Here is a 23,320-nt window from a genome sequence, read left to right on the forward strand (position 1 = left end):
TCCTACAGCGAGAGCTGGAGTTGCAGGATGACGGCGTCGTTCGCCAGCGAGAGCCCGCCGAGCTCTTCACGATGCGTGTAATCGAGCTGCGCTCTCAGCAGATCGTCGTACGCGTGGTAGCTCACGCCGCCCGTGAGCGCGAGGTTGTCCCCCTCGTCGTCGACATCGATGTTGGGGTCGATCCACTCGACCCGCCCCGAGACGCCGAGCTTCCGGGCGACGATCATGGTGCCTGCCTCGAAGACGAGCGCGAGCGACGACACCGACGTGACCTGCGAGATCGGCTGGGTGGGCACCGATTTGGGGCTCGCCCCGGTCCAGAGCACCTCGCCGAGCGCGTGCAGCCCCGCGGCGTGAAGCAGGACGTCGGCGCTCGCGCCGTACAGCGTGCGCGCGCCGCCGTTGCTGAAGAAGCCGTCGGCGCCGACCCCGAATCGAAAGGGCGAGTGGGCGACGTCCTGGAGGGTGCGGCCGAGCGGGCCTCGCGGCTCGGTGGCGAGCCTGCCGGCGAAGGCGATCCCCTCGAAGCGGTTGCCGAGGGGGGCGAGGCTCTCGGAGTGGCCTGCGTAGAACTGATCGGCGCGCTGGAAGGCGTTGTAGACGCCCGCGTGGTAGCTGAAGGCGCGGTCCTGGAAGTGCCCCTCGGCCTGGATCCCGACCTGCGTGAACGGCGCCATCGCGCGGACGGCGAGCGGCCGTTCGGTGAGCGCGCCGTCGCCGGCGCCGAGCATCGCCGAGCGCGAGAAGGGCACGGTCCGCGCGCCCGCGTAGACCTCGAGCGCGCGCTCCGCCGTGACGCCGGCCCACGCCTCGTGGATGCGCGCCGTCCCCTCGTCGCCCCCGGCGAGCTCCGTCGAGACGGCGAACCGGACGAGCCCCGCGACGTCGCCGCGAAGCCCGACGCGGGCGCGGCGCAGCCGGAAGCCGGGCTGCTCGGCGCTGTCCCCGGCCTGGTTCAGCGCGTCGTCGCCCACGTAGGGCGCGGCCTGCAGCGCGAGCAGCGCGATCGGCGCGACCTCCAGCGGTCCGAGCGCGACGCGCATCCGCTCCCGGAAGCCCGGCGAGAGGAGGTCGCCGCGCGCGGGCGCCGGCGAGCCTTGCGCCGGCGCCTCCCGCCGCGGCGGCTGGCCCACCGGCGCGCTCGGGCGGGCGGCGGGCGGCGCGGCGGGCTCCGGCTCACCGTCCGGCTCTCCGCTCGGCGCCTGCGCCTCGGCGGGCGCCTCGGCCGCGGGCGCCCCGGCCGCGGGCGCCCCGGCCGCGGGCGCCCCGGCCGCGGGCGCCCCGGCCGCGGGCGCCCCGGCCGCGGGCGCCCCGGCCGCGGGCGCCCCGGCCGCGGGCGCCCCGGCCGCGGGCTCCTGCGCGCGCGGCGAGGAGAGGGCGAGCAGGACGGCGGCGCCGCCTGCGACGCAAGCAAGGTGCCTCATGGCTTCAGGTCTCCTGGAGGGCTGCGTGGAGCGCCCCGTGCCGCTCCGGATGGCCGGTGGGTGTCATCGCGTGCCGTGTCTGCCTGCGAGGTGGCCGGGAAACTAGAGGAAGACACGCGGCGCTGCAATCGGCGCCGCCTCCTGTGCTAAGGCTCGCAGCCCGTCGCGGGCCTTTCCGCACCTCGCGCCGCGCGCGCAGGGAAGGGGAGGGCCACCGTTCTCATGGAAATGCCCGGTTCGAGCCCGCCCGACAGCGCCCTCACGCCCGCCGCGGCGCCACCCCGGCGCGACGTCGCGGCCGAGCCCCCCGCGTCGCGGCGGTGGCCTGGCTGGGCGAGCGATCGCGTCTTCGTCGCGACCTTCGCGCTCCTCGCCGTCGCGGCCATCGTACCGATATGGCGCGTGCGGTTCCTGCCGCTGCTCGATCTGCCGAACCACCTCGCGGCCGTTCATATCTGGCACCACTTCGACGAGCCGTGGACTCGCTACCGGGACTTCTACGAGCTCAGCCTCCGTCCGGCCCCGTACGGCGCCTATCACATCCTGACGCACCTCCTCGCCTACGCCGTCGACCTCGAGGACGCGAACCGGATCGTCCTCTCCGGGTACGTGCTCGGGATCCCCGCGGCGGCGCTCGGCTGGGCGCACCGGACGCGGCGCAGCCCCTGGCTCTCGCTGCTCACCTTCCCGCTGGCGTTCAGCCTCTCGTGGGCGTGCGGCTTCCTGCCGTTCCTCGTCGGCATCTCGCTGCTGCTCGCCGGCGTCGTCGCGCTCGACGCCCATCTCGAGCGGCCGAGCCCCGGGCGCGCCGCCGCCGTCGCGCTGCTCAGCGTCGGTTGCGGCCTCAGCCATCCGCTCATCCTCTTTGGCTATTACGTCTGCGTCGCCGCGCTGATGCTCTGCTATCTGCCCCGGTGGTCGCGCATCGCCCGCGCGCTGCCGCTCTTCGCGCCCGCCGTCGCGCTCCTCGCCTGGCAGCTCGTCGCCTTCGAGAGCCCCATGGTCGACCTGCGGAGCGGCCCGCGGTTCCAGGGCGCCTGGGTGCCCTGGCACGAGATGCTCCGCTCGTTCCCCGAGTACACGCTCAACTCGGTGTCTGGCGAGCTCGACACCCGGCTCTTCTGGGTGCTGCTCGCGGTGGCGTCGCTGCTCTCGCTCTGGAGCTTGGCCCGGCGCTTCGGCCTGCTCCTCCCCGCGCGGGACGCGGCCCCGCCCGCCAGCTCGCCGCTCGGCCGGCTGCACCACCACCGCTCCCTCGTCCTCTGCGCCGCGATGGTGGCCTGTTATTTCCTCGTGCCGCTGCACCTCGCTCGCCCGTTCGACTGGTGGTTCGTGAGCGGGCGCTTCTCGCCGCTCATCTGCTTCTTCGGATTCCTGGCCATCCCGGCGCCGCTCCGGGGCCGCTCTCGCCTGCTGATGGCCCCTGCCGCGGCGGTCGCGCTCGTGCTGCCGCTCCACCTCTCGGAGAAATACGCGAGCTTCGACGAGCGGCTCGAGCCGTTTGCCCGCATGGTGGCGCGCATCCCGCCGGGCGCCGAGGTCCTCTTCGTGTCGCTGCCCCCGCGGACCGACGAGGCCTTGATCATCGAGGGCACGAACCACTTCTCCTCGTGGGTGCAGGTCATGCGCGGGGGCTTCAGCGCGGATGGCTGGCACAACGTGGGTTTCCCCTTCAAGCTGAAGCGCCGGCTCCCCGCGCCGCCGTCGAACCGCGGTGAGTGGTTCAAGCCGGATGTCCACGGCGTCGCGTACGACTACGTGATCCTCCGCAACGAGCGGCCGGAGAGGCCGGTATTCACCGCGGCGCACACCTCGTTTCGCCGGATCGAGCGCGAGGGCGCCTTCACGCTGTACGAGCGCACGCGCTGATCGCCGTCTCGGTCGCACCTCCGGCGAGCTCGGCCGATCGCGCCGCGCGCGTCATCGCCCGTCGAGGGGCGCAGCCGATCTCCGCGGATCCGCCGTCGTCCACGGCGCCGGCGGGGTATCCTACGATCCTTGCGGTCGGGCGCCGCTCGGGTGCGCCGCCTCCGCGGAGGGGAGCAGCTCGCCGATGTCGATCAGAACCCGCGCTGTCCGTCGCCGCCCGCTGGCCTGGACCGGAGGGCTCGTCGCCCTGGCGGGGCTCGCGCTCGCGTCCGCGGCGGCGCCGTCCTGCGCCGCCGGCGCCGGATCTCCCGGCGTTCCCCTGGGCGGCGGAGGGGAGGGCGGGGGCGATTGCCCGACCGACTGCTCCGCGGATCCGGGCGCTCCGCTCTGCGACCGGGCGACGGGCAGCTGCGTCGCGTGCCTCCCCGGCCCGGACGCGTGTCCGGCCGGCCAGGTGTGCGATCCCGAGGCGAAGCGCTGCGTGGCCGGATGTGAATCCGAGTCCGACTGCCCTGCTCCGCTCCACTGCGATCCCGCCGAGCACACCTGTGTTGCCTGTGTCGCGGACGGCGACTGCCCTCCTGGCACGCTGTGCACCGGAGAGGGCGAGTGCGCTCAGGGCTGCTCGCCGACGCGCCCGTGCGACGGCGGCGCCTCGTGCTGCGACGGGCTCTGCCGGGATCTCCAGACCGACGCGCTGAGCTGCGGCCTGTGCGGTCGGGCGTGTCCGGATCTGGCGCACGGCGAGAGCGCCTGCGTCGCGGGCGGCTGCGTGCTCAGCGCCTGCGACGGCGGCTTCCTCGACTGCAACGAGGACCCGGCGGACGGGTGCGAGCACGACGAGGGGGCGCGCGGGCCCTGCTCGTGCACGCCGGGCGAGGCGAGGGCGTGTTACCAGGGGGCGCCTGGCACCGAGGGCGCCGGCCCCTGCGCCCCCGGGGTCTCCACGTGCAGGCCGAGCGGCCTCGGTTGGGGGCCGTGCCTCGGCCAGGTGCTGCCGGAGCTCGACGCGTGCGCCGACGGCATCGACAACGACTGCGACGGCACGGTCGACAACCCGCCCGATGAGGACGGCGACGGGTGGACGATCTGCGAGGGCGATTGCTGCGACTCCTCGCTGGACGCGTGCGGCCCCGCGTCCCTCATGAACCCTGGCGCCTTCGAGGTGGCGGACAACGGGATCGACGACGACTGCGACGGCGCGGTCGACAACGCCTCGCCTTGCGACGAGGGGCTCGCGAGCGACTCGGCGACCGCGCTCGACTACGCGAAGGCGATGGATCTCTGCGCCACCACGACGGCGTCGCGGCGCACGTGGGGCGTCATCTCGGCGAGCTTCCGCCTCGCCGACGGCGCCGGCACGCCCGTGGCGGCCCAGCGGTCGATCCGCCGGGGCTTCGGCTCCGGCATCCTGCCGCTCCGGGGCGCGCGGCTCGCGGTGCTCTCGACGGGCGTGGCCGCGGCCCAGGCGTCGCCGAACAACACGCGGCCGAGCTTCGCCCCGTTCCAGGGCGGCCAGAACATGGGGACGTCGAGCGGCATGCCCGCAGACTGGCTCGAGGCGAACGGCGAGCGCCTCCCGAACACGCCCGGCTGTCCGGAGCCGCTGGGCGGCACGACGGCCCACGATCCCGTGATGTTGCGGCTGCGCGTGCGCGTGCCGACGAACGCGAGCTCGTTCAGCGTCTCGACGTTCTTCCTCTCGTCCGAATACCCGGAGTGGGTGTGCAGTCGGTTCAACGACTTCTTCCTCGCGCTCCTCGACTCCACGTTCGAGCCCTTCCCGGGCGAGGCGGCGAACCCCGACGACAAGAACCTCGCGTTCTACGATCCCCCGCCCGCCGGCGGCTCGGTCTACCCGCTGGGCGTGAACCTCGCATTTGGCGATACCGGGCTCTTCACCCAGTGCGTCAACGGGCCGACCGGGTGCGGCGGCGGCGCCAAGCCCGGCTCGACGACCACCTGCACGGGCGTCGGCCAGCTCCTCGGCACGGGGTTCGACATCACGAGGCCGCCCGCGCAGATCGAGGGCGAACCTGGCTGGTGCGGCACGAGCGAGCGCGCCGGCGGCGGGACCGGCTGGCTGGTCATGAACGGCAACGTCGTCCCCGGAGAGATCATGGAGCTGCGATTTGTGATCTGGGACACCAACGATCCCTGGAACGACTCCGTCGCCCTCCTCGACAACTTCCGGTGGTCGGCGTTCGCCGCGACGCCGGGGACGCGCGATTGACGGGGGCGAGCGCGGTCTGACCGGCGGAGAGGTCCATGTCGTCGGATGTCGCCTCTGGAGGCGGCACCTCGCGTCGGGCCCTCGGGTGGCGGCGTCCAGGGGGCGCGCGAACGCAGCGGACGGACGGCGACCCGTTTACACTGCGCGTCGAGCCGGGGACCGCGGCACGCATCCCTCGGTCGCGCTCGAAGGAGCGCTTCTGTTCATCACCAAGGAGACTGCATGAGGAGAACGATCACCCCGCTCGCGCTGTTGCTCGCGAGCCTGTCCTTCGCCACGCTCGGCTGCGACAGCAAGGGGAACGACGCGACGACCCCGGGGGCGGTGGCCGAGGGCAAGCCGACCGAGAGCGCGGCCCCGGCGGCGACGACGGCCGCGCCGGCGGCGACGCCGGCCGCGGCCACGGCCGAGCCTTCGGCGGCCGCGCCGGCGGAGACGGCTGCGGCGGCGGCCGCGCCGGCGGAGACGGCCGCGGCGGACGCGAAGGCGGAGACGGCCGCGGCCGCCGCGAAGGCGACCGCGGCGGCGTCGGCCGCTGCGGCCGCAGCGCCGGCGGCGACCGGCGCTGCCCAGGCGGGCGAGAAGAAGTTCGAGTGCGGATCGAAGGGCCAGAAGCTCTGTCCGATGCAGGCCTGGATGAAGAGCACGATGGCGTCGGCGACCTCGAGCGGCGACGGCGAGAAGATCGCGGCGGCGCTCCTGTACGTGGCCGGCAAGCCGCCGCCGGGCATGGGCAGCTGGGGGGCGATCTCCAAGGCCGGCGCCGCCAAGGCGAAGGCCGGCGACATCGACGCCGCGAAGGCGAGCTGCAAGCAGTGCCACGACCTCTACAAGGAGCAGTACAAGAAGACGATGCGCGATCGTCCCTGGTGAGCCGCCCGCGGCGCCTGGCGGGGGCGCCCCCGTGCGCCGGCGCCGCTGCGTCTCTGCGGCTCACGTGTCGATAAGTTAGGTTAACTAACGGATTTGCTGGCGCGCTGCGCCCGCGCGCGCCCCCCACGCCGTGGCCGGAGCCCGGCGTGCGGCGCGCGATGTGCGTGTCCTCGTGTGCCCGCGCCGCCGCAGCCGCAGCCAGAGCGCAGCCGCAGCCAGAGCGCAGCCGCGCCAGAGCACGACGTGCGGCGCGCGTGTCCTCGTGCGCCCGCGCCGCGGTCGCCGTCCGGCCGGAGGAGCGCGGGACAAACATCTTGGATGGGGAGGGGTGATGCGATAGAGCGCTGAGCTGATGGCGCGCGCTGCTCGCACAGGCCCTGGGGGCGCCCCCGCGCCGGCCACCTCGCCCGGTCGCGCGCGGGGGGCCGCCGGCTCGAGCGGGGCCGGGAGCGCGCCCCGCGGGCGCGTCGGCCAGGCCGCCGACCCGTTCTCCAGCAGCGCGCTGCCGCCCTCGAAGCCGCGCGCCGGCGCGACGCCGCGGCTCACGGGGGACGCGGCGCCCGACGTCAGGCCGAGCACGGCGGCCCCGCCTCCGCCGAGCGTGCGCCCTCCGCCGAGCGTGCGCCCTCCGCCGAGCGTGCGCCCTCCAGCGGCCCCGGCGCGGACGGACGCGCCCCCTCCGGCGGCCGCCTCGAGGAGGCCTCCTGCGCCGGAGGACGACGAGGACGAGGACGATGAGGACGACGCCAAGGGCGGCCCGCGGCGCGGCCGGCCGCGTGGCCCGTTCACGCAGCACCGGCGGCTCGACTCGCTGCGCAGCCTGCTGCAGAAGCACCCTGCCGGCCTGACGATCTACGACCTCGCGCGTGAGCTCAACGTCACGCCGCGCTCGCTCCGGCGCTACCTCGTCGAGGTCAAGCGCGAGCTCGATCTCGTGTCGGTCGCCACGCGCCCCGGCGGCCCTCGCCTCTGGCGCCTCTCGCCGAGCGAGGCGCCCCGGCGCGTCGAGGTGCGGCGGACGCAGGCGTACGCCCTGCTCGCCGCCCGCCGTCTCTTCGAGCCGATGCGCGGCTCGACGCTCTTCGAGGAGATCGACCTCGCCGCGCAGCGGCTGCTCGGCGTCGCGCGCAGGCCAGGGCGCGGCCCGAACGCTGGCGTCGCCGACGCGCGGCTGGAGGAGCGCTTCCTCTACCTCCCGTTCGCCCCGAAGGACTACGCCGCGCGGACCGAGGAGCTCGACGACCTGTTCCAGTCCGTCGCCGATCTGCGCCCGCTCCGGTGTCGTTACCGCCGCTCGCGGGACGGGCGCGAGGAGCGGGTGCTCATCCATCCGTACGCGCTCGTCCTCTACAAGGACGCGATCTACTGCGTGGGCCTCCACGTGAGCCGCGGCGAGGTGCGCACGTTCCTGCTCGATCGCATGCGCGACACGGAGTGCGCGGTCACCGAGCGGTTCGAGCTGCCCCCTGATTTCTCCATCGACGACTACTTCCAGGGCCAGTTCGGCATCTGGCGCGGCGGTGAGCCCCGGCGCGTCGTGATCGACTTCGACGAGCGCGTGACCGAGTTCGTGCGGACGCGCAAGGTGCACCCCTCCCAGGAGATCACGCAGCTGCCCGGCGGCGGCGTGCGGCTCACGATGCACATCGGCGACATGACCGAGCTCGCGACGTGGGTGCTCGGCTTCGGCGAGACCGCCCGCGTGGTCGAGCCGCCCGACCTCGTGGACCGCGTGAAGCGCGAGCTCGCCGGCGCGCTCGCCCGCTACGCGGAGCCGCCGCCGGCCGAGGGCTCGGGGCAGGCCGAGGGCCAGTAGGACCTCGCGGGCGCGCCTGCCGCCGCGAGCTCACGCGCGGGCGCTCGCCCGCCGCCGCGAGCGGCCCCTCGACCGCCCGCGCGCGGGCCGCCTCAGCGCGACGCGCGGAGCGCCTCGTCGATCATCTTCTGGTGCTCCGCCGGGTCCGCCCAGCGGGCGCGCCCCTCGGCCGGGAGCTGATCGATCGGATCGAAGTACGTGTACCGCTGCCCCGGCTTGACGCTCGGCGCCTCGAACACCGAGATCCCGGTCGTGCGGTCGTAGTGCTCGAACGAGTGCGCGTCGCGCTTGCCGCCGCCGCCGGGCGCGTCGACGACGAACGTCGGCGTGTTGAACCCGGCGGTCGAGCCGCGCACGTGCTTCTCGATCATGAGCCCGGTCGCGAGCGTGGTCCGGAGGTCCTCCACGCCGCGGACGAGATCGTGGATGTAGACGTAGTAGGGGTGCACGTGCAGGTGCCCCAGGCGCTTCACGAGCAGCTTCATCGTCTCGGGCGTGTCGTTCACCCCGCGCTGCAGCACCGACTGGTTCCTCACCGTGATCCCGCGCTCGAACAGCTTGTTCATCGCGTCGCGGGTGATGCCGGTGATCTCGTTCGGGTGGTTGAAGTGCGTGTGGATCACGACCTCCTTGTGCAGCTTCCGCCCGAGCTCCACCGTGCGCGTCACCGCGTCGATCCACTCGTCGTCGGTGAGGATCTTCTGCGGCATCACGGCCGGGCCCTTCGTGGCGAGGCGGATGCGCTGGATGTTCGGCATCCTGAGGAGCGTCTCGCCGATCGCGCTGATCTGCTCCGGCCGCAGGTTGTACGCGTCGCCGCCGGAGACGACGATGTCCTCCAGCTCCGGGCGCGACGCGATGTACGCGTACGCGCGCTTCCACCGCTCCTCGTCGACCTTGAAGTGGGTCTTCTCGACCTCCTCCGTGTCGATGCCCACCGCGTAGCTGCGCGTGCAGAAGCGGCAGTACACGGGGCAGGTGTCGAGCGGGAGGAACAGCGCCTTGTCGGCGTACCGGTGCGTCAGCCCGGGGACCGGCGCGTCGGCGCGCTCGTGCAGCGAGTCGAGCCCGAGCTTCGGGTGATCCGGCAGGAAGCGCGAGGCCAGCGGGATGAACTGCGTCCGGAGCGGATCGCCGTACGGATCGTTCCAGTCGATCAGCGAGAGCATGTACGGCGAGACGCGGACGCTCATGGGCGCGTGCGCGAAGCCCTCGGTCGCGTCGCGGATGAAGTCGTCCGACACGATCCCGCGCAGCGTGTCGAGCAGCTTGTCCGGGCGGGTGATCGACTTCTTCGCCTGCCACCGGTGATCCATGAACTGCTCGTCGGTCACCTCGGCGTAGGCCGGGATCCTCCGGAAGTCGGGCACCTCGGGCAGCTTCGTGTGCTGGAGCGACGCCGGATCCACCGGCGGCTTGAGGGGCGCGATGTCGGGGCTTCGCTTGGTGAGTTCGATGAGGCTCGAGGTGGTCGTCATGTCGTGGACCCTTGCCCGCGCGGAGCAAAGAGAGCGTGATGGATGGCCGCCTGTCCGCACCTGCGCTTCCCGGGGCCTGCCCGGGGGCGGCTGCGGCAGCCGTTCCTGGGATCGTAGCATCGCGGTACCCCCGTCGGGGGCGGTGTGCGCTACGCCGTGCGGTCGAGCGCGCCTCCGGCTGGCGAGCGGAGGGGCGGCGCGGCGGGCGAGCCGATCAGGGCTCGATGGAGGCCACCGTGGTGTCCCGGGTGGTGCGGTAGCGCGCGTAGTAGGTCCGCACGCGCGTCACGTATGCCTGGGTCTCCTCGTAGGGCGGGATGCCGCCGTACCGCATCACCGCCCCTTCGCCGGCGTTGTACCCGGCGATGGTGAGATCGAGATCTCCGTTGAAGAGGTTGGCCAGGATGCGCAGGTACCGCGTTCCTCCGAAGATGTTCTCCCGCGCGTCGAACGGGTCGCGCACCTGCATGCGGAGGGCGGTCTCGGGCATCAGCTGCATCAGCCCCTGGGCGCCGACCGGCGAGACCGCGCGCGGATCGTAGTCGCTCTCGCACTTGATGACCGCGCGGACGAGCTCCTCGGGGATCTGGTAGAGCGTCGCGGCCTGACGGATCCACGTGTCGTAGCGGCTGAAGCGCTCGAGGGATTTGTCGCTCGGGGCGACCGGGGCCACGCCGGGGCGGGCCCCGGGGCGGCGCCCGTCGCCCTTGATGTACACCTTGAACCGCGCGTCGCCGGCGGCGCGGTTCGAGAAGTGCACCGTTCCATCCGCGTCGGTGTACGTGAAGATATCGGCGAGCGCGCTGCCCGGGTGCAGCGCGAGGGCGGCCAGCCCGAGCGCGGCGACGAGGGCCCGCAGGGGCACGCGAACGGAGGAGCCGGAGGTCGACGGGACGGGCATTTCTCGGCTCAGCATAGGTTGGGATCGCCTGCTCGCGCAAACCGCACCGTGGCGGCGGAAAGGAACGTCGTGGAAAGGACGTCGCGGAAAGGAACGTCGTGGAACGCCGCGGCGGGCGGCGCCATTCCGAGGACGGCCGCGCGAGGCCGTCCACCGCGGGGGCGTCCGCGCGGAAGCTCGCTCTGGTGAGCACGCCCCGGGCGCTGTACTAAGGCGGGCGCCATGGAGATCGGCTGGCGACACGTGCTCGCGGGGGTTGCGGCCCTCTTCGTCCTGTTCCTCGTCATCAAGATGCGCCCTGCCCGGCGGCGCCGGGACGCGCTGAGCGCCGAGGTCCAGGCCGCGCGGGAGCGCGCGCGGCGCGCCGCGACCCCGCGCGAGCGGGCCGAGGCGCTGTGCGACGCGGGCGTGCAGGCGATGCGCGGCGGCCGCCGCGTCACGGCCGCCGTGGGCTTCTTCGTGCGCGCGATGCGGGCCGACCCCGCCTCCGCCCGGGTCATCGAGCTCGCGAGCGGCGCGCTGGCCAGGCGCAGGCCCCGGCTCCTGGAGAAGATCCTCTGGCGGCGGCTCGCGGTGCTCCCCTGGGAAGGCGAGCACCGCGACGCGGCGCGCGCGGCCGCCGTCGGGCTGGAGGCGCTGTACCGGCGCGAGATCCGGGACCGGAGCCGCGCCGAGATCATGCGCAAGCTGACCCGGACGCTCGGCTGAGCCGCCGCGCGAGGGCCGGCGGCGCCGGCCTCGCCGGCGTCACGTCCCCCAGAACGATCGCGGCAGCGCGCCGCGGTTCGACAGCGCGACGAGGTCCATGAGCAGCGCGATCGTGACGTGGACCAGGAAGCCCGAGTAGATGCTCTTCGTGCGCATCGCCAGCGAGCCGAGCGCGATCCCGGCGACCACGGCGCCGGCCGCCTCCAGGTACGGCTTGCCGAAATGGATCATGCAGTAGGGGACGACCATCGCGAAGATCGCGCCGGAGCCCAGGGTGTGGCGCAGGCCGGCGAGCCAGAAGCCGCGGAAGAAGATCTCCAGCGCGAAGAACTGGGCGAAGTACATCGCCTCCCAGGCGATGAGGTCGAACCAGGAGCGGGAGGACTGCTTGTAGAAGGGGTAGTAGCTCCCGAAGTCGGGCGCGCTCGCGACGATGAACACCGCCGGGACCACGACGGCGAGGCAGAGCAGGTAAATCCACGCGTGCTGCGCGAGCCCCCGGACGCGCAGCCCCATGTCGAGCAGGCTGTCCCTGGGGAAGCAGAGCTTCCACCCGACCATGGGGATGGCGACGTAGCCGAAGACGCGGGTGAACGACCACCACACGTAGCTGTAGAGCTCGTCGTAGCGGCGGAGCGAGATCGGCACGATCACCCCGGCCGGCGAGAGCGTCTGGGCGAGCTCGAGCTCGCGCAGCCACGGCCGGATGTGCTCGTCGTAGACCGCCCGGCCGCCGTAGTACTGCTGCAGCATGAGCACGACCGCGGTGATCGTGAACAGGACCGCGGGCCGGCGGTCGTAGCCCCCGGCGGCGAGGGTGCGCCGCTGGTGCTCGTGGGCCTCGACGTCGAGCTCCCGCCAGGTGCGCCGGAAGAAGAGCCAGAGGAGGGGCGCGAGCGCGATGAACGCGGCGACCGGGAACAGCGCCTTCAGCAGGGTGCTCGCCAGCGCCGACGAGGGCTCGGCGAGGCGGGCGCTCGCGTCCGAGGGGGGCCGGAGCGGCCGGAGCCGGTCGACGTGCGCCACGAGCCAGCTCCCCAGGTTGAGCATCGGCGCGCCCTGTACCATGATCCGCGGCCCAGCACAGCGCCGACGCGCGGGCTCCGCCGCGTTCGCGCCCTCCGCCGCCGGCGCGGTCCCTCCGCCGCCGGCGCGGTCCCTCCGCCGCCGGCGCGATCCTCCGCGGCGCGCCCTTGCGGTGACCCCGGCCGCTCTGCTAGATCGCGCTCCCTCTTCAATGCCGCGCGAGTCATCTCGCGCATTTCCGGCGCAGGCCCCGCCTGCCCGTGGGAGTCTCAGAATGGCCAGCAAAAATCCGCTTGCGATCGTGAAGGAGCGCTTCGGCGACAAGGCGAAGCTCGTCGAGGCCCTGAAAGGGCTCGCGAACGAGGACCTCTGGCTCGGGCGCGTCAGCACGGATCGGGGCGGTTCCAAGGGCCTGGAGCACGTGTCGAACGCCAAGCTCCTCCGCCTGCACGCGACGTTCAGCACGGTGAAGGAGAAGTTCGGGACGCGCGCGAAGCTCATCGACGAGACGCTGGCGGTCCTGAACCGGTCGAAGGACCAGGGCTACAGGAAGCGCCTCGAGGCGTACCCGGTGCCGCGCCTCTACGACCTCTACCAGTCGGCCTCGAAGCGGGCGAAGGCCGCCTCGGCCACCCCGAAGGCTCAGGCCTGAGCCGCCCGCTCGTCGAGCGCGCCGTCCATGCCGGACCGGACCGGGCTGCCCGCCCTTGAAGGTCCGGCGTTCCTATCGTAATTGAGCCGCGTCGCCAGCGCGCGGCGTCCAGCCGTCCAGCGTCGGACCGACGATCTGACGTCCCCTGATGAGCCTGAAGCCCCCCGTGGGCCCTCCCAGAAAGGTGGGTGTCGCCCGCCGCGAGCCCCGCCAAGGAGAACGACTGTGAGCAGCGCGCACGAGACCGAGACCGGCGTCTGGACGACGGAAGACGCCAAGTCGCTCTACATGATCGACCGCTGGGGTCGCGGCTATTTCGACGTGAGCCCGGACGGCAACCTCACCGTCGCCCCGCTCCAGGAGCGCGGCAGCAAGATCGCGATCCGCGACGTCGTGGACGCGGCGCTCGAGCAGGGGCTCCGCACGCCGCTCCTGATCCGCTTTCAGGACCTGCTCCACCACCGGGTGCGCGCGCTCAACGAGGCGTTCAACAAGGCGATCGCCGAGAGCAAGTTCCGCGGGACGTACCGCGGCGTGTTCCCGATCAAGGTGAACCAGCTCCGGGAGGTCGTGGAGGAGATCCTCGACGCGGGCAAGACCTACCATTACGGCGTCGAGGTCGGCTCCAAGCCCGAGGTCTTCGCGGGCCTGTCGGTCCACCACGACCCCGAGTCGCTGATCGTCTGCAACGGCTACAAGGACGAGAACTTCATCCGGACGGCGCTGATCGGGCGCAAGCTCGGCAAGAAGGTGATCCTCATCGCGGAGAAGCTCTCCGAGGTGCGGATGATCACCCGCGTCGCCAAGGACATGAACGTCGAGCCGATGATCGGCCTCCGGGTGCGGCTGCTCACCGAGGGCGCGGGCAAGTGGAAGACGTCCGGCGGCGAGAACGCGAAGTTCGGGCTCTCCACCGCCGAGATCCTCGCGGCGATCCGGATCATGGACGAGGCCGGGATGAGCGCCTCGTTCAAGCTCCTCCATTTCCACATCGGCTCGCAGGTGCCGGACATCCTGATCATCAAGCGCGCCGTGCGCGAGGCGACGCGCTACTACGCGAAGCTCCGCAAGATGGGGCAGCGCATCGAGTACATCGACGTCGGCGGCGGACTCGCCATCGACTACGACGGCTCGCGCTCGACCTTCCACTCCTCGATGAACTACTCGGTCGAGGAGTACGCGCGCGACATCGTGCACAACATCGCGGACATCTGCGACGAGGAGCGGGTGCCTCACCCGAACATCGTCTCGGAGTCCGGCCGCGCGATCGTCGCGCACCACTCGGTGCTGGTCGTCCAGGCGTTCGGCTCGATCGAGAAGACGCCGATGTCGCCGATCGACATCCAGACCGAGGAGCACAAGCTCATCCAGAACCTCCTCTACATCAAGGACAACCTCTCCGGGCCGAACCTCGGCGAGTCGTGGCACGACCTGCTCCAGATCAAGGAGGAGGCGCAGAAGATGTTCGAACTCGGCCTGCTCAACCTCGACGTGAAGGCCCGGGTCGAGATCCTCTTCTGGGAGATCGCCGAGGCGATGGAGAAGATCGCGTCGGAGCTCGACCCCGAGGAGGTGCCGGACGATCTCGGCGAGCTCCGCAAGCAGCTCGCCGACCAGTACATCTGCAACTTCTCGGTGTTCCAGTCGCTGCTCGATCACTGGGCGCTCGGCGCGCTCTTCCCGATCGTGCCGATCCACCGGCTGAACGAGCGCCCCGCGGCGGACAGCACGCTCGTCGACATCACCTGCGACTCCGACGGCAAGGTGAGCAAGTTCATCGATCTCAACGACGTGAAGGACACGCTCCCGCTGCACCCGATCGTGGGCGACCAGCCGTACTACGTCGGCATCTTCCTGACCGGCGCGTACCAGGACATCATGGGCGACATCCACAACCTCTTCGGCCGGGTCAACGAGGTGCACGTCTTCCTCGATGACGACGAGGAGAGCGGGTACTACATCGAGGAGACGATCGCCGGGAACAAGATCCACGAGGTCCTGGCGCTGACCCAGTACGACAACCGCGATCTCGTCGGGAAGGTGAAGGCCCAGGTGGACGGCGCGATCAAGCAGGACCTCCTCAAGCCGACCGAGGGCATGCGGCTGCTCGCCGACTACGAGCGGGGGCTCAAGGATCAGACGTACCTGAGCCTCTGAGCGGCGCCGTGCTCTCCGAGACCACGGCGCCTGCGGGCCCGGCGTCCCTGTCGAGGCGCCGGCCCGGGTGGGTGCGCCAGGCGATGCTCGTCGCGCGGAAGGATCTCGCGATCGAGCTCGCCACCGGCGAGATCGTCACGACGAGCGGGTTCTTCGCGGTGCTCGTCGCCGTGATCGCGTCGCTCGCGTTCTACGCCGGGCAGGACGCGGCCGAGCGGGTCGCGCCCGGCGTGATCTGGGTGAGCGTGGCGTTCGCGTCGGTGCTCGCGCTGAGCCGCACGTGGCAGCGGGAACGCGAGGACGGCGCGCTCTCGGGCCTGCTCGTCCTGCCGATCGCGAGGAGCGCCCTGTTCGCCGGCAAGGCGCTCGGGCTGTGCGTCTTCGTGATCGCGGTCGAGGTGATCATCATCCCGGCCGCGGCGCTCCTCTTCGCGGTGGATCTCGCGAAGACGGGCGCGGGGCTCGCGCTCTTCTGCCTCGCGGCGACGCCGGGCATCGCCGCGAGCGGCACCCTCTTCGGGGCCATGACCGTGCGCACGCGCGCCCGCGACCTCGTGCTCGCGAGCGTCCTCTTCCCGCTGCTCGCGCCCACCCTGCTCGCCGCCGTCGCGGGGACGCGGGAGCTCTTCGGCGGCGCGACGCTCGGCGAGCTCACCGATTACGTGGCGCTCATGGGCGTGTTCGACGTCGTGTTCATCGCGGGCGGGATCGGCCTCTTCGATCTGATCATCGACGGCTGACCCGCCGCGCAGCTGGGCCGCGGCGCGCCGGCGATCGCAGGCTCACGCGGCCGCGCCGCGCGCCGCGACCACGTCGTCGGCGAGCAGCGCCGCCGCCCGCGCGAGGCCGTCGAGATCGAGCGCGGCGCCGGTGCACTCGCCGATCGCCCACACGCCGTCGCCGGCCCGGCCGCGCGCGTCGACCCGCACGGCGTACCCCGCGCGCGGGTCGACCTCGACGCGCGCGCCCGCCTGCGCGGCGACCTCGAACGACGGCGCGGCCGGCGCCTCGACGGCGAGCGCCACCACCTTGAGATCGCGCGTCGGGCTGCCCTGGGCGGAGGGCGCGCCGCGCACGGTCACGCTCTTCACCTGCGAGATCCCGTTCACCGCGGCGAGCGCGGCGAGCGGGATCCGCGCCGCGATCCGGTCGCCGAGGGCGCTCGCGAGCTCGTCGGCCCAGAAGCCCTCGCCCGCGATCGCGACGGGGCCGGTCGGCTCGACGCCGCAGGCGAGCAGCCGGCAGAGCGCGCGCGCCGAGAAGACCCCGGGCAGATCGTTGTTCGGGAACGCCGCGACGCCGTCGTGCGCCCCGGTGGCGAAGACCAGCGCGGGCGCCTCGATCACGGTCGCGCCCGCGTCGCCGGCGACCAGGAGCTCGCCGAGGTAGACGCCGGCGGCCACGTGCTCGCAGAGCACGCGCACCCCGTCGAGCGGGTGCCGCGCGAGGAGCTCCGCCGCTCGGCGCGGCGCCCCGGCGAGCGACCCGGCGGGGGCGAGGCCGTCGTCGATCAGCGCGACGCGCAGGCCGCGCGCCGCGAGCGCCGAGGCCGCCGAGACGCCGGCGGGCCCGGCGCCGATCACCGCCGCGTCCAGCTCGAGCCGCGCGGCGGGCTCCGGCGGGAGCGGCGCGCTCGGCAGCCGGCCGAGCCCCGCCAGCTTGCGCGCGATCGACTGCATGACCCCGGACAGCCCGGGGACGCCGGCCATCAGGTGGTGGTGGTCGATCCCCTGCGGGAAGAACCAGTCGGTCACCCGGAGCAGATCCGCCTCCCGCGAGCCGACCACGTTCTGCACCTCGATGCGCTCGCCGCCGGCGGCGGGCCGCAGGCAGGTCATCACGTTCGGCACCCCGTCGACCCGCGCCAGGCAGCCGTCGCAGCCGCCGCGCAGGCAGGTCGGCGCGCGCGGGCGGTGCAGCTTCGGGCTCCGCGCGAGCGTCACGCGCCCGGAGGCGAGCAGCGCCACGGCCAGGGGCTCTCCCCGCTCCGCCGGGACGCCCGCTCCGTCGAGGGTGATGGTGACCGGATCCCGGAGCGCGCGACCTCGCCGAAACATGGGCGGACGCTAGCAGACGCGCGCCGGGCGCGCGCGCCGCGGGCCAGGGAAAACGCGGGAACGAAGCGGCAAGCGAGCGGCAGGGAAGCGGCAAGCAGACGGTAAGCAACGGCAGGGAAGCGGCAGGGAAGCGGCACGGAAAGCGCGCGGCGTCGCCGGCGCGAGCGCGCGGCGCGGAGAAGGTGCCCCCCGCTTCGCGCGCTGATCTATGCTGTGGCCGATGCGCCTCGGCGTCCTCGGCCCTGCACAGGGTGATCTGCCCGCGCTCGCTCGCGGTGCGCAGCACCTGCTCGACGAAGGCCACGCCGAGCGGGTCATCTACGTCGCCGAGGACGACGCGCTCGACCGGGTCGTCGAGGGCTGGGCGCAGAGCCTGGTCGGCGTGAACCCGACCGAGGGCGCCCTCTTCGATCGGGCCGCGCGCTGCGCCGCCGCGACGCCGGAGCAGATCGACGCGTTCGTGGCGTCCGAGCGGGCGCGGCTGCGCCTCAAGGTGCTGATGAGCCTCCCGCCGGGCCAGCGCACGATCGAGATCCTGGACGGGCGCGTCGCGCTGTTCGTGTTCGACAAGGCGGCGCTCGACGAGGAGGACATCGTCGCGGCGTCGCTCCTCGTCTTCGGCAAGAGCTCCGAGCCGCTCATCAAGAGGGTCGGCCCGCGGACGTTCTTCTCTCCCGGGCCGATCGGCTCCGAGGGCGGCCGGGCGCTCCTCGACGACGGGCAGGGCGGGGTGCGGATCGAGGTGATCAACGCGAGCGGCGCGGTGACCGCGCGCGAGATCGTCGGCCCGCCCGCGGCCGGCCCCAAGCTGAGGGTTCAAGGTGGCTCGCACGGCTGAGGGCGCAGCGGGCGCGACGGGCGGGCGCGCGCGCGGGTCAGCGTCAGAAGCGCGCCGCGTCGCGATCTTCGGCGGCAGCTTCAACCCGCCCCACGTGGCGCACGTGCTCGCGGCGACCTACGCGATCTCCGTCGCGCCGATCGACGAGGTGCTCGTCGTCCCCGTCTACCGCCACCCCTTCTCCAAGGAGCTCGCGCCGTTCGAGCATCGCCTGGCCATGTGCCAGCTCGCGCTCGGCTGGCTCCCGCGCGTGTCGGTCTCGGCGGTCGAGCGCGATCTCGGCGGCGAGAGCCTCACGCTGCGCACGCTCGAGCACCTCGCCGCGGCGCACCCCGGCTGGGCGATGCGCCTGCTCGTCGGGGCCGACGTGCTCCCGGATCTCCCGCGCTGGCACCGCTTCGATCGCATCGAGCAGCTCGCCCCGCCGATCGTCCTCGGCCGCTCCGGCTTCGCCGCGACCGCCGCGGAGCCCCTCGACGCGGCGGCGGACCCGCGCCCGCTCCTGCGCCCCGCGGACGTGCTCCTCCCGCAGATCTCGAGCAGCGAGATCCGCCGGGCGTTCGCCGCGGGCGATCTGGAGGCCGTCCGCCAGCGCGTGCCGCGCGCCGTGCTCGACTACGCGCTCGCGCACGGCCTATACGGGAGCGGCGCATGAACGAGATGGACAGCACACGCCCGTCGCCGATGCACCGGGACGACAGCGCCCTCCCGGAGGTGTTCATCTACGGCGCCGGCAAGGTGGGCCGCGGGCTCGCGCGCGCGAGCCGCGACGCGGGGCTGTCGGTCACGCTGCGGCCCGCGCGGGACGGGCTTCCGATGGAGCGCATCGAGGCGGACCTCGTGATCCTCGCCGTGCGCGATGGGGCCATCGCGCCCGCGGCCGAGGCGATGCGCGACCTGCGGCTCGTCGGCCACCGGGACGTCGCGGTGGTGCACTGCGCCGGCGCGCTCGGCCCGGAGGCGCTCGCCGCGGTGCGAGGCCGCCGCGTCTCGGTCGCGCAGATGCACCCGATGATCTCGTTCGCCTCGCCCGCGTTCGTGCCCTTCCTCGAGCGCGGCCACCTCCACATCGACGGCGATCCCGCCGCCGTGCGCGCCGCGCGCGCGCTCGGCGTGCGCCTCGGGATGACGCCGCGCACGTTCTCCGACCTCGACCGTGTCGCCTACCACGCCGCCGCGGGCCTCGTGGCCAACGGCGCCGCGGCGCTCGCCGCCGCCGGGGTCGACCTGCTCGAGCGCGCCGGCGTCGAGCGAAAGACCGCCGCCGAGATGCTCGGCCCGCTGCTCCGCACGGTCGCGGACAACGTCGAGGTGCTCGGCGTACCCGAGGCGCTCACGGGGCCGGTCCGGCGCGGCGACGCGCCCGGCGTCGCGCGGCACCTCGAGACGCTCCGCCGGCTCGCGCCGCACCTCGTCCCGTTCTACGTCGCCGCCGCGGCCACGCAGCTCCCGCTGGCCCGCGCCCTGGGCGAAGCGCCTCCGGACGCGTTCGACGCGATCCAGCAGGTCCTGGACGGAACCCGGTAGTCGCACTGAAATTTTCTATTGGTGCGGCAATTACTTATTGATGCTCGACGGCAGGATCCGTTGATGCGTGCTCCAGCCGAGAGGTACGCTTCCATTGCCTTGGGATCTGTCGCCGCAGCCTGCGTTCCTTCTGCCACCACGAGCGATGCCGGGGGTTTCCGGGCGCTCGATGAGCGCGTCCGTGAAGCCGCGTCGCGTGGGGTGCTCCACGTCCATGGACAGCGGCCGATCCTGGATGCGGTTTGCTCCCACCTCGCGCGTCGCGCTCGAGGCGTGGGGCGCTCGCTGATCTCGGCCGCGCACGCCGCGGGTCGGGATCCCTGGCGCGATCTCGCGCTGCGCTGCGGCGTCGCCTCCGCGGATCCGGTCGCGGTCGCGCAGGGCATCAGCGCCGCCGCGGAGGGCGCGATCCTCCTCGTCTCCGAGGGGGAGCCCACGAGCTGGGGGAGCCTCGTGCTGGAGGAGGTCTCCCGCCTCATCGCGGAAGGATCGAGCTCCGCGCTGGTCATCGTGTGCAGCGACGCGGCGAGGCGGCCGTGGACGAGCGCGATCGCGATCGACGGCGTCGCGTCGCCCGACGACCTGCACCGGTTCTGGGAGGCGTTCGCGGCGGAGGCGGAGCGCCGGGTCGTCGCGAAGCTCGACCGGCTGGACGCGCTCGAGGGCTGGTGCTCCGCGGTGCTGGCCGCGCCGGCCGAGCCGCGCCCCCTGCCGCAGCAGCCGAGCCTCGAGGCCAGGCGGCTGCTCGATCGGCTCGCGCTGAGCCAGCGGCCCTGGCCGTCCGCGCAGCTCGTCCGGCTCGCGCCCCGGCGCGCGGAGCCGGGGCCCGGGGCCGCCGCGTGCCCCCTCGCCGGCGACGAGCTCGCGGGCCTCGGGCTGATCGAGGCCGACGAGCGCGGGTGGGTGACGGCGCGGCGCGCGGCCGCCGATCCGGCCGGCGCCGATCCCGAGGACGTGCTCGCGGTCGCGGAGGCGCTCGAGGAGCAGCCGTCCGACCCGTGGAGCCTCTCGCGCGCGAGCGAGCTCCTCGCCTCGCTGGGCCGGGCCGACCGCGCCGAGGCCGCGGCGACGCTCGCCATCTGCTCGGTCGGCGAGCCGTCGGCGCGCGCCGATTTCTGGCAGCGCTGGGCGCGATCGATGCGCGCGCTCTCCGGCTCGCCGCCCGGCGAGCGGCTGCTCCGGGCCGCGGAGCTCGCGCTCCGGCTCGGCGACGTCGAGTTCGCGCTCGACTTCTCCTCGGCGGCCCTGGGGGAGGGGGAGTCGTTCGCGGCGCTGCTCGTGCACGGCCGCGCGACGAGCGCGCGCGGCGACCTGACGACCGCCGCGATGGTGCTCTCGCGCGCGGCGGCCGCCGCGGCCACGCCCGCGGAGCGGGCGCGCGGCGCCGTGGAGGTGGCGGAGCTCTGCTGCAAGACGGGCGACCTCGCGGCGGCCAAGGCGCACGCGGAGGAGGGGCTCGCCGGCGCGGGCGAGATCGCGACGCGCCTCCAGGCGCGCAACATCCTCGGCAAGCTGCTCCTCACGCAGCAGGCCTGGTCCGAGGCGGAGCGGCACTTCGCGGCCGACGCGTGGGAGGCGGCGCGCGCCGGCGAGCACGTGAGCGAGCTGCGCGCCCGGCTGAACCGCGCCATCGCGCAGCTCTCCAGCGGCCGGCTCGACGAGGCGCGCGCGATGCTCTCGGCGGTGCTCGACGACGGCGAGCGGCGCGGCGAGCGCGCGGCGACCGGCTACGCGCTCACGAACCTCGCGGTCATCGCCCACCTGAAGCACGAGTACCCGGAGGCCTTGCGCCTCTTCGAGCGCGCGATCGGCATCTTCCGCAAGATCGGCGACAAGGTCGCGCTCGTGAACCTCATCGCGAACCTCGCGGAGCTCCGGCTCCAGCTCGGGCTCCTCGAGGAGGCCGAGCAGGCGCTCGCGTTCGCGCGCAAGGTCTCCGGCCCGGGCATCCCCGGCGTGTGGATCACGCACGTGGCCTACGTCGCGGCGCAGATCCACCTGGAGCGCGGCCGCACCCAGGAGGCCGGGGACGAGCTCCGCGCCGCCTTCACGTACGGCGCCGGCCCGAAGCTCGGCGAGTGCTACGCCGTGGCCGCGCGCATCGCGCTCGACGACGGCGACCTCCTGCTCGCCGCGCAGATGATCAAGGCGGCGCGCGCCGAGGCGAGGTCCGATCGGCACCTCGCCGAGGTCGCGCTCCTCGAGGCGCTCCGCGCGCGCGCCGCCGGCGAGCCGTTCGGGCAGCTCGCCGTCGAGGCGCTCGCGCTCTCGCGGAAGGACCACGGCCGCGAGCGCGCCCTGGAGGCGCACGTGCTGCTCCACCACGCCTCGGCGTCCGGGGATCGGCCGCCGCGCGCGCCCGACGACGACGCCGCGGCCACGCGGTCGCACCTCGAGGCGGCGATCCACCTCCGCGATCGCATCACCGCGTCGCTGCCTCCCGACATCGCGCGCAGGTTCCTCGCGCGCCGGCTCTTCGCGGCGCTCGGCCGGCTCGAGGCGTCGGCGCGCGTCGCCGCCGAGGCGGAGCCGAGGGGCTGCGAGCTGTGCGGATCGAGCGCGTGCGCCGGGTGCGCCCGGATCGCGGCGCGCGCGCACCGGCCGTCCACCGTGGTGCCCGCGATCAAGCGGCTGGTGGGGACGGCGCCGGCGCTGCTCAGCCTCCTCCACCAGGTCGAGAAGGTCGGCGCGAGCGACGCGACCGTGCTGATCCACGGCGAGAGCGGCACGGGGAAGGAGCTCGTCGCCGAGGCGATCCACGAGGCGAGCGGGCGGGGCGGGCCGCTGATCAAGGTGAACTGCGCCGCCCTGGTCGAGACGCTGCTGCTCTCGGAGCTGTTCGGGCACGAGAAGGGGGCGTTCACCGGGGCGGCGGCGCGCCGTCGCGGGCGGTTCGAGCTTGCCGAGGGGGGGACGCTCTTCCTCGACGAGATCGGCGACATCTCGCCGCGCACGCAGGTCGCGCTGCTCCGCGTCCTCCAGGACAGGACCTTCGAGCGGGTCGGGGGTGTCACCCCGCTGCGCGCCAACGTCCGGATCCTCTGCGCCACCCACCGCGATCTGCGCGCGATGGTCGCGCGCGGCGAGTTCCGGGAAGATCTCTACTATCGCCTCCGGCAGGTCGTCCTGGAGGTCCCGGCGCTCCGCCAGCGGCCGCGCGACGTGCCGGCGATCGCTGCCGCGATCCTGGAGAGGATCGCCGCCGAGCGCGGCACGGCGCCGAAGCGCCTCTCCGGCAGGGCCATCTCGGCCCTCTCGCGGCACGCCTGGCCGGGCAACGTGCGCGAGCTCGAGAACGCCTTGCGCGCCGCGGCGATCTTCGCGGACGGCGAGGTGATCGAGCTCGAGGACTTCACGGCGAACGTCGAGGGGCTGCGGGACCTCGAGGCCCTGGAACCGGCGAGCGCTCCGATGACACCGAGGGCTGGCATGCTGCCTGCTATCCCTGCCGTCGAGCCGTCGAGCGGCCCTCGCTCCTCCGCGCCCGAGCGGGCGGAGCCTGAGTCTCACCCCCCGTCGGCGCCCGTGATCCCGTCGGCGCCCGTGGACCGCACGCCGCTGGAGCTCGCGTACGCGCATGTCCGAGGAGGGGTCAGCCTGAGCGACATGAAGCGCGAGATCGAGCGCGAGTGCATCGCCCGGGCGCTCGACGAAAGTCGCGGGAATATCACGCGCGCCGCGGTGCTCTTGGGTATGAAGAGACCACGTCTTTCGCAGCTTGTGAAACAGTATGGCTTTGGCGGGACGTCGGAGGATTGAAG

17 protein-coding genes are annotated in these 23,320 nt (G+C 73.5%); 12 read left to right on the forward strand and 5 right to left on the reverse strand.

Going from position 1 to position 23,320, the window contains the following annotated elements; translation table 11 throughout:
- Window positions 1-2: 2 nt before the first annotated feature.
- Window positions 3-1,424 carry a porin gene (locus WMF33_RS14265; RefSeq protein WP_437337646.1) on the reverse strand — a complete coding sequence of 474 codons (1,422 nt, stop codon included), beginning with the start codon at window positions 1,422-1,424 and terminating at the stop codon, window positions 3-5.
- Window positions 1,425-1,646: 222 nt separating this feature from the next.
- Between WMF33_RS14265 and WMF33_RS14270 the strand changes: the two genes are divergently transcribed.
- From WMF33_RS14270 to WMF33_RS14285, 4 genes are all read left to right on the forward strand, one after another.
- On the forward strand, window positions 1,647-3,293 hold the full coding sequence (locus tag WMF33_RS14270) for a hypothetical protein (protein ID WP_437337647.1): 1,647 nt from the start codon (window positions 1,647-1,649) through the stop codon (window positions 3,291-3,293).
- A gap of 184 nt (window positions 3,294-3,477) precedes the next feature.
- Complete coding sequence (locus tag WMF33_RS14275) at window positions 3,478-5,526, forward strand: MopE-related protein (protein ID WP_437337648.1); 2,049 nt, start codon at window positions 3,478-3,480, stop codon at window positions 5,524-5,526.
- A 222-nt stretch (window positions 5,527-5,748) separates the two neighbouring features.
- Window positions 5,749-6,399: a hypothetical protein gene (locus tag WMF33_RS14280; RefSeq protein WP_437337649.1), complete on the forward strand. Its 651-nt coding sequence runs from the start codon at window positions 5,749-5,751 to the stop codon at window positions 6,397-6,399.
- A 352-nt stretch (window positions 6,400-6,751) separates the two neighbouring features.
- Window positions 6,752-8,215: a helix-turn-helix transcriptional regulator gene (locus WMF33_RS14285; protein WP_437337650.1), complete on the forward strand. Its 1,464-nt coding sequence runs from the start codon at window positions 6,752-6,754 to the stop codon at window positions 8,213-8,215.
- A gap of 92 nt (window positions 8,216-8,307) precedes the next feature.
- Here WMF33_RS14285 and WMF33_RS14290 read toward each other — a convergent pair whose 3' ends face one another.
- Both WMF33_RS14290 and WMF33_RS14295 read right to left on the reverse strand, forming a co-directional pair.
- A complete protein-coding gene (locus tag WMF33_RS14290; RefSeq protein ID WP_437337651.1) occupies window positions 8,308-9,693 on the reverse strand; it encodes a KamA family radical SAM protein in 1,386 nt (461 codons plus the stop codon).
- A gap of 214 nt (window positions 9,694-9,907) precedes the next feature.
- Window positions 9,908-10,594: a transglycosylase SLT domain-containing protein gene (locus tag WMF33_RS14295; protein ID WP_437337652.1), complete on the reverse strand. Its 687-nt coding sequence runs from the start codon at window positions 10,592-10,594 to the stop codon at window positions 9,908-9,910.
- Between the two features lie 222 nt (window positions 10,595-10,816).
- Between WMF33_RS14295 and WMF33_RS14300 the strand changes: the two genes are divergently transcribed.
- Entirely contained in the window at window positions 10,817-11,302 is a 486-nt protein-coding gene (locus WMF33_RS14300) for a hypothetical protein (protein ID WP_437337653.1), read from the forward strand.
- Between the two features lie 39 nt (window positions 11,303-11,341).
- Here WMF33_RS14300 and WMF33_RS14305 read toward each other — a convergent pair whose 3' ends face one another.
- Entirely contained in the window at window positions 11,342-12,352 is a 1,011-nt protein-coding gene (locus tag WMF33_RS14305) for a CPBP family glutamic-type intramembrane protease (protein ID WP_437337654.1), read from the reverse strand.
- A 250-nt stretch (window positions 12,353-12,602) separates the two neighbouring features.
- Between WMF33_RS14305 and WMF33_RS14310 the strand changes: the two genes are divergently transcribed.
- From WMF33_RS14310 to WMF33_RS14320, 3 genes are all read left to right on the forward strand, one after another.
- Complete coding sequence (locus tag WMF33_RS14310; protein ID WP_020734915.1) at window positions 12,603-12,980, forward strand: hypothetical protein; 378 nt, start codon at window positions 12,603-12,605, stop codon at window positions 12,978-12,980.
- Window positions 12,981-13,205: 225 nt separating this feature from the next.
- Window positions 13,206-15,137 (forward strand): biosynthetic arginine decarboxylase, encoded by a 1,932-nt coding sequence (gene speA / locus WMF33_RS14315; RefSeq protein WP_437337655.1) that lies wholly within the window; start codon window positions 13,206-13,208, stop codon window positions 15,135-15,137.
- Window positions 15,138-15,145: 8 nt separating this feature from the next.
- The gene (locus WMF33_RS14320; RefSeq protein ID WP_437337656.1) at window positions 15,146-15,877 is read left to right on the forward strand and encodes a heme exporter protein CcmB; all 732 of its coding nucleotides are present in this window, start codon (window positions 15,146-15,148) and stop codon (window positions 15,875-15,877) included.
- 42 nt (window positions 15,878-15,919) lie between these two features.
- Here the strand turns inward: WMF33_RS14320 and WMF33_RS14325 are convergent, their stop codons facing one another.
- Window positions 15,920-17,194 (reverse strand): 2Fe-2S iron-sulfur cluster-binding protein, encoded by a 1,275-nt coding sequence (locus tag WMF33_RS14325; RefSeq protein WP_437337657.1) that lies wholly within the window; start codon window positions 17,192-17,194, stop codon window positions 15,920-15,922.
- A gap of 220 nt (window positions 17,195-17,414) precedes the next feature.
- Here WMF33_RS14325 and WMF33_RS14330 point away from each other — a divergent pair, with 220 nt between their 5' ends.
- From WMF33_RS14330 to WMF33_RS14345, 4 genes are all read left to right on the forward strand, one after another.
- Window positions 17,415-18,032: a hypothetical protein gene (locus WMF33_RS14330; RefSeq protein ID WP_437337658.1), complete on the forward strand. Its 618-nt coding sequence runs from the start codon at window positions 17,415-17,417 to the stop codon at window positions 18,030-18,032.
- A complete protein-coding gene (gene nadD, locus WMF33_RS14335) occupies window positions 18,016-18,687 on the forward strand; it encodes a nicotinate (nicotinamide) nucleotide adenylyltransferase (RefSeq protein ID WP_437337659.1) in 672 nt (223 codons plus the stop codon). Before WMF33_RS14330 ends, nadD begins: the two co-directional genes overlap by 17 nt.
- Window positions 18,684-19,559: a DUF2520 domain-containing protein gene (locus WMF33_RS14340; protein WP_437337660.1), complete on the forward strand. Its 876-nt coding sequence runs from the start codon at window positions 18,684-18,686 to the stop codon at window positions 19,557-19,559. Before nadD ends, WMF33_RS14340 begins: the two co-directional genes overlap by 4 nt.
- Before the next feature lie 273 nt (window positions 19,560-19,832).
- Window positions 19,833-23,318 (forward strand): sigma 54-interacting transcriptional regulator, encoded by a 3,486-nt coding sequence (locus WMF33_RS14345; protein WP_437337661.1) that lies wholly within the window; start codon window positions 19,833-19,835, stop codon window positions 23,316-23,318.
- Window positions 23,319-23,320 lie beyond the last annotated feature (2 nt).

It is taken from the genome of Sorangium sp. So ce394 (assembly GCF_051474665.1).
In the GTDB taxonomy this organism is placed as follows: Bacteria; Myxococcota_A; Polyangia; order Polyangiales; family Polyangiaceae; genus Sorangium; species Sorangium cellulosum_D.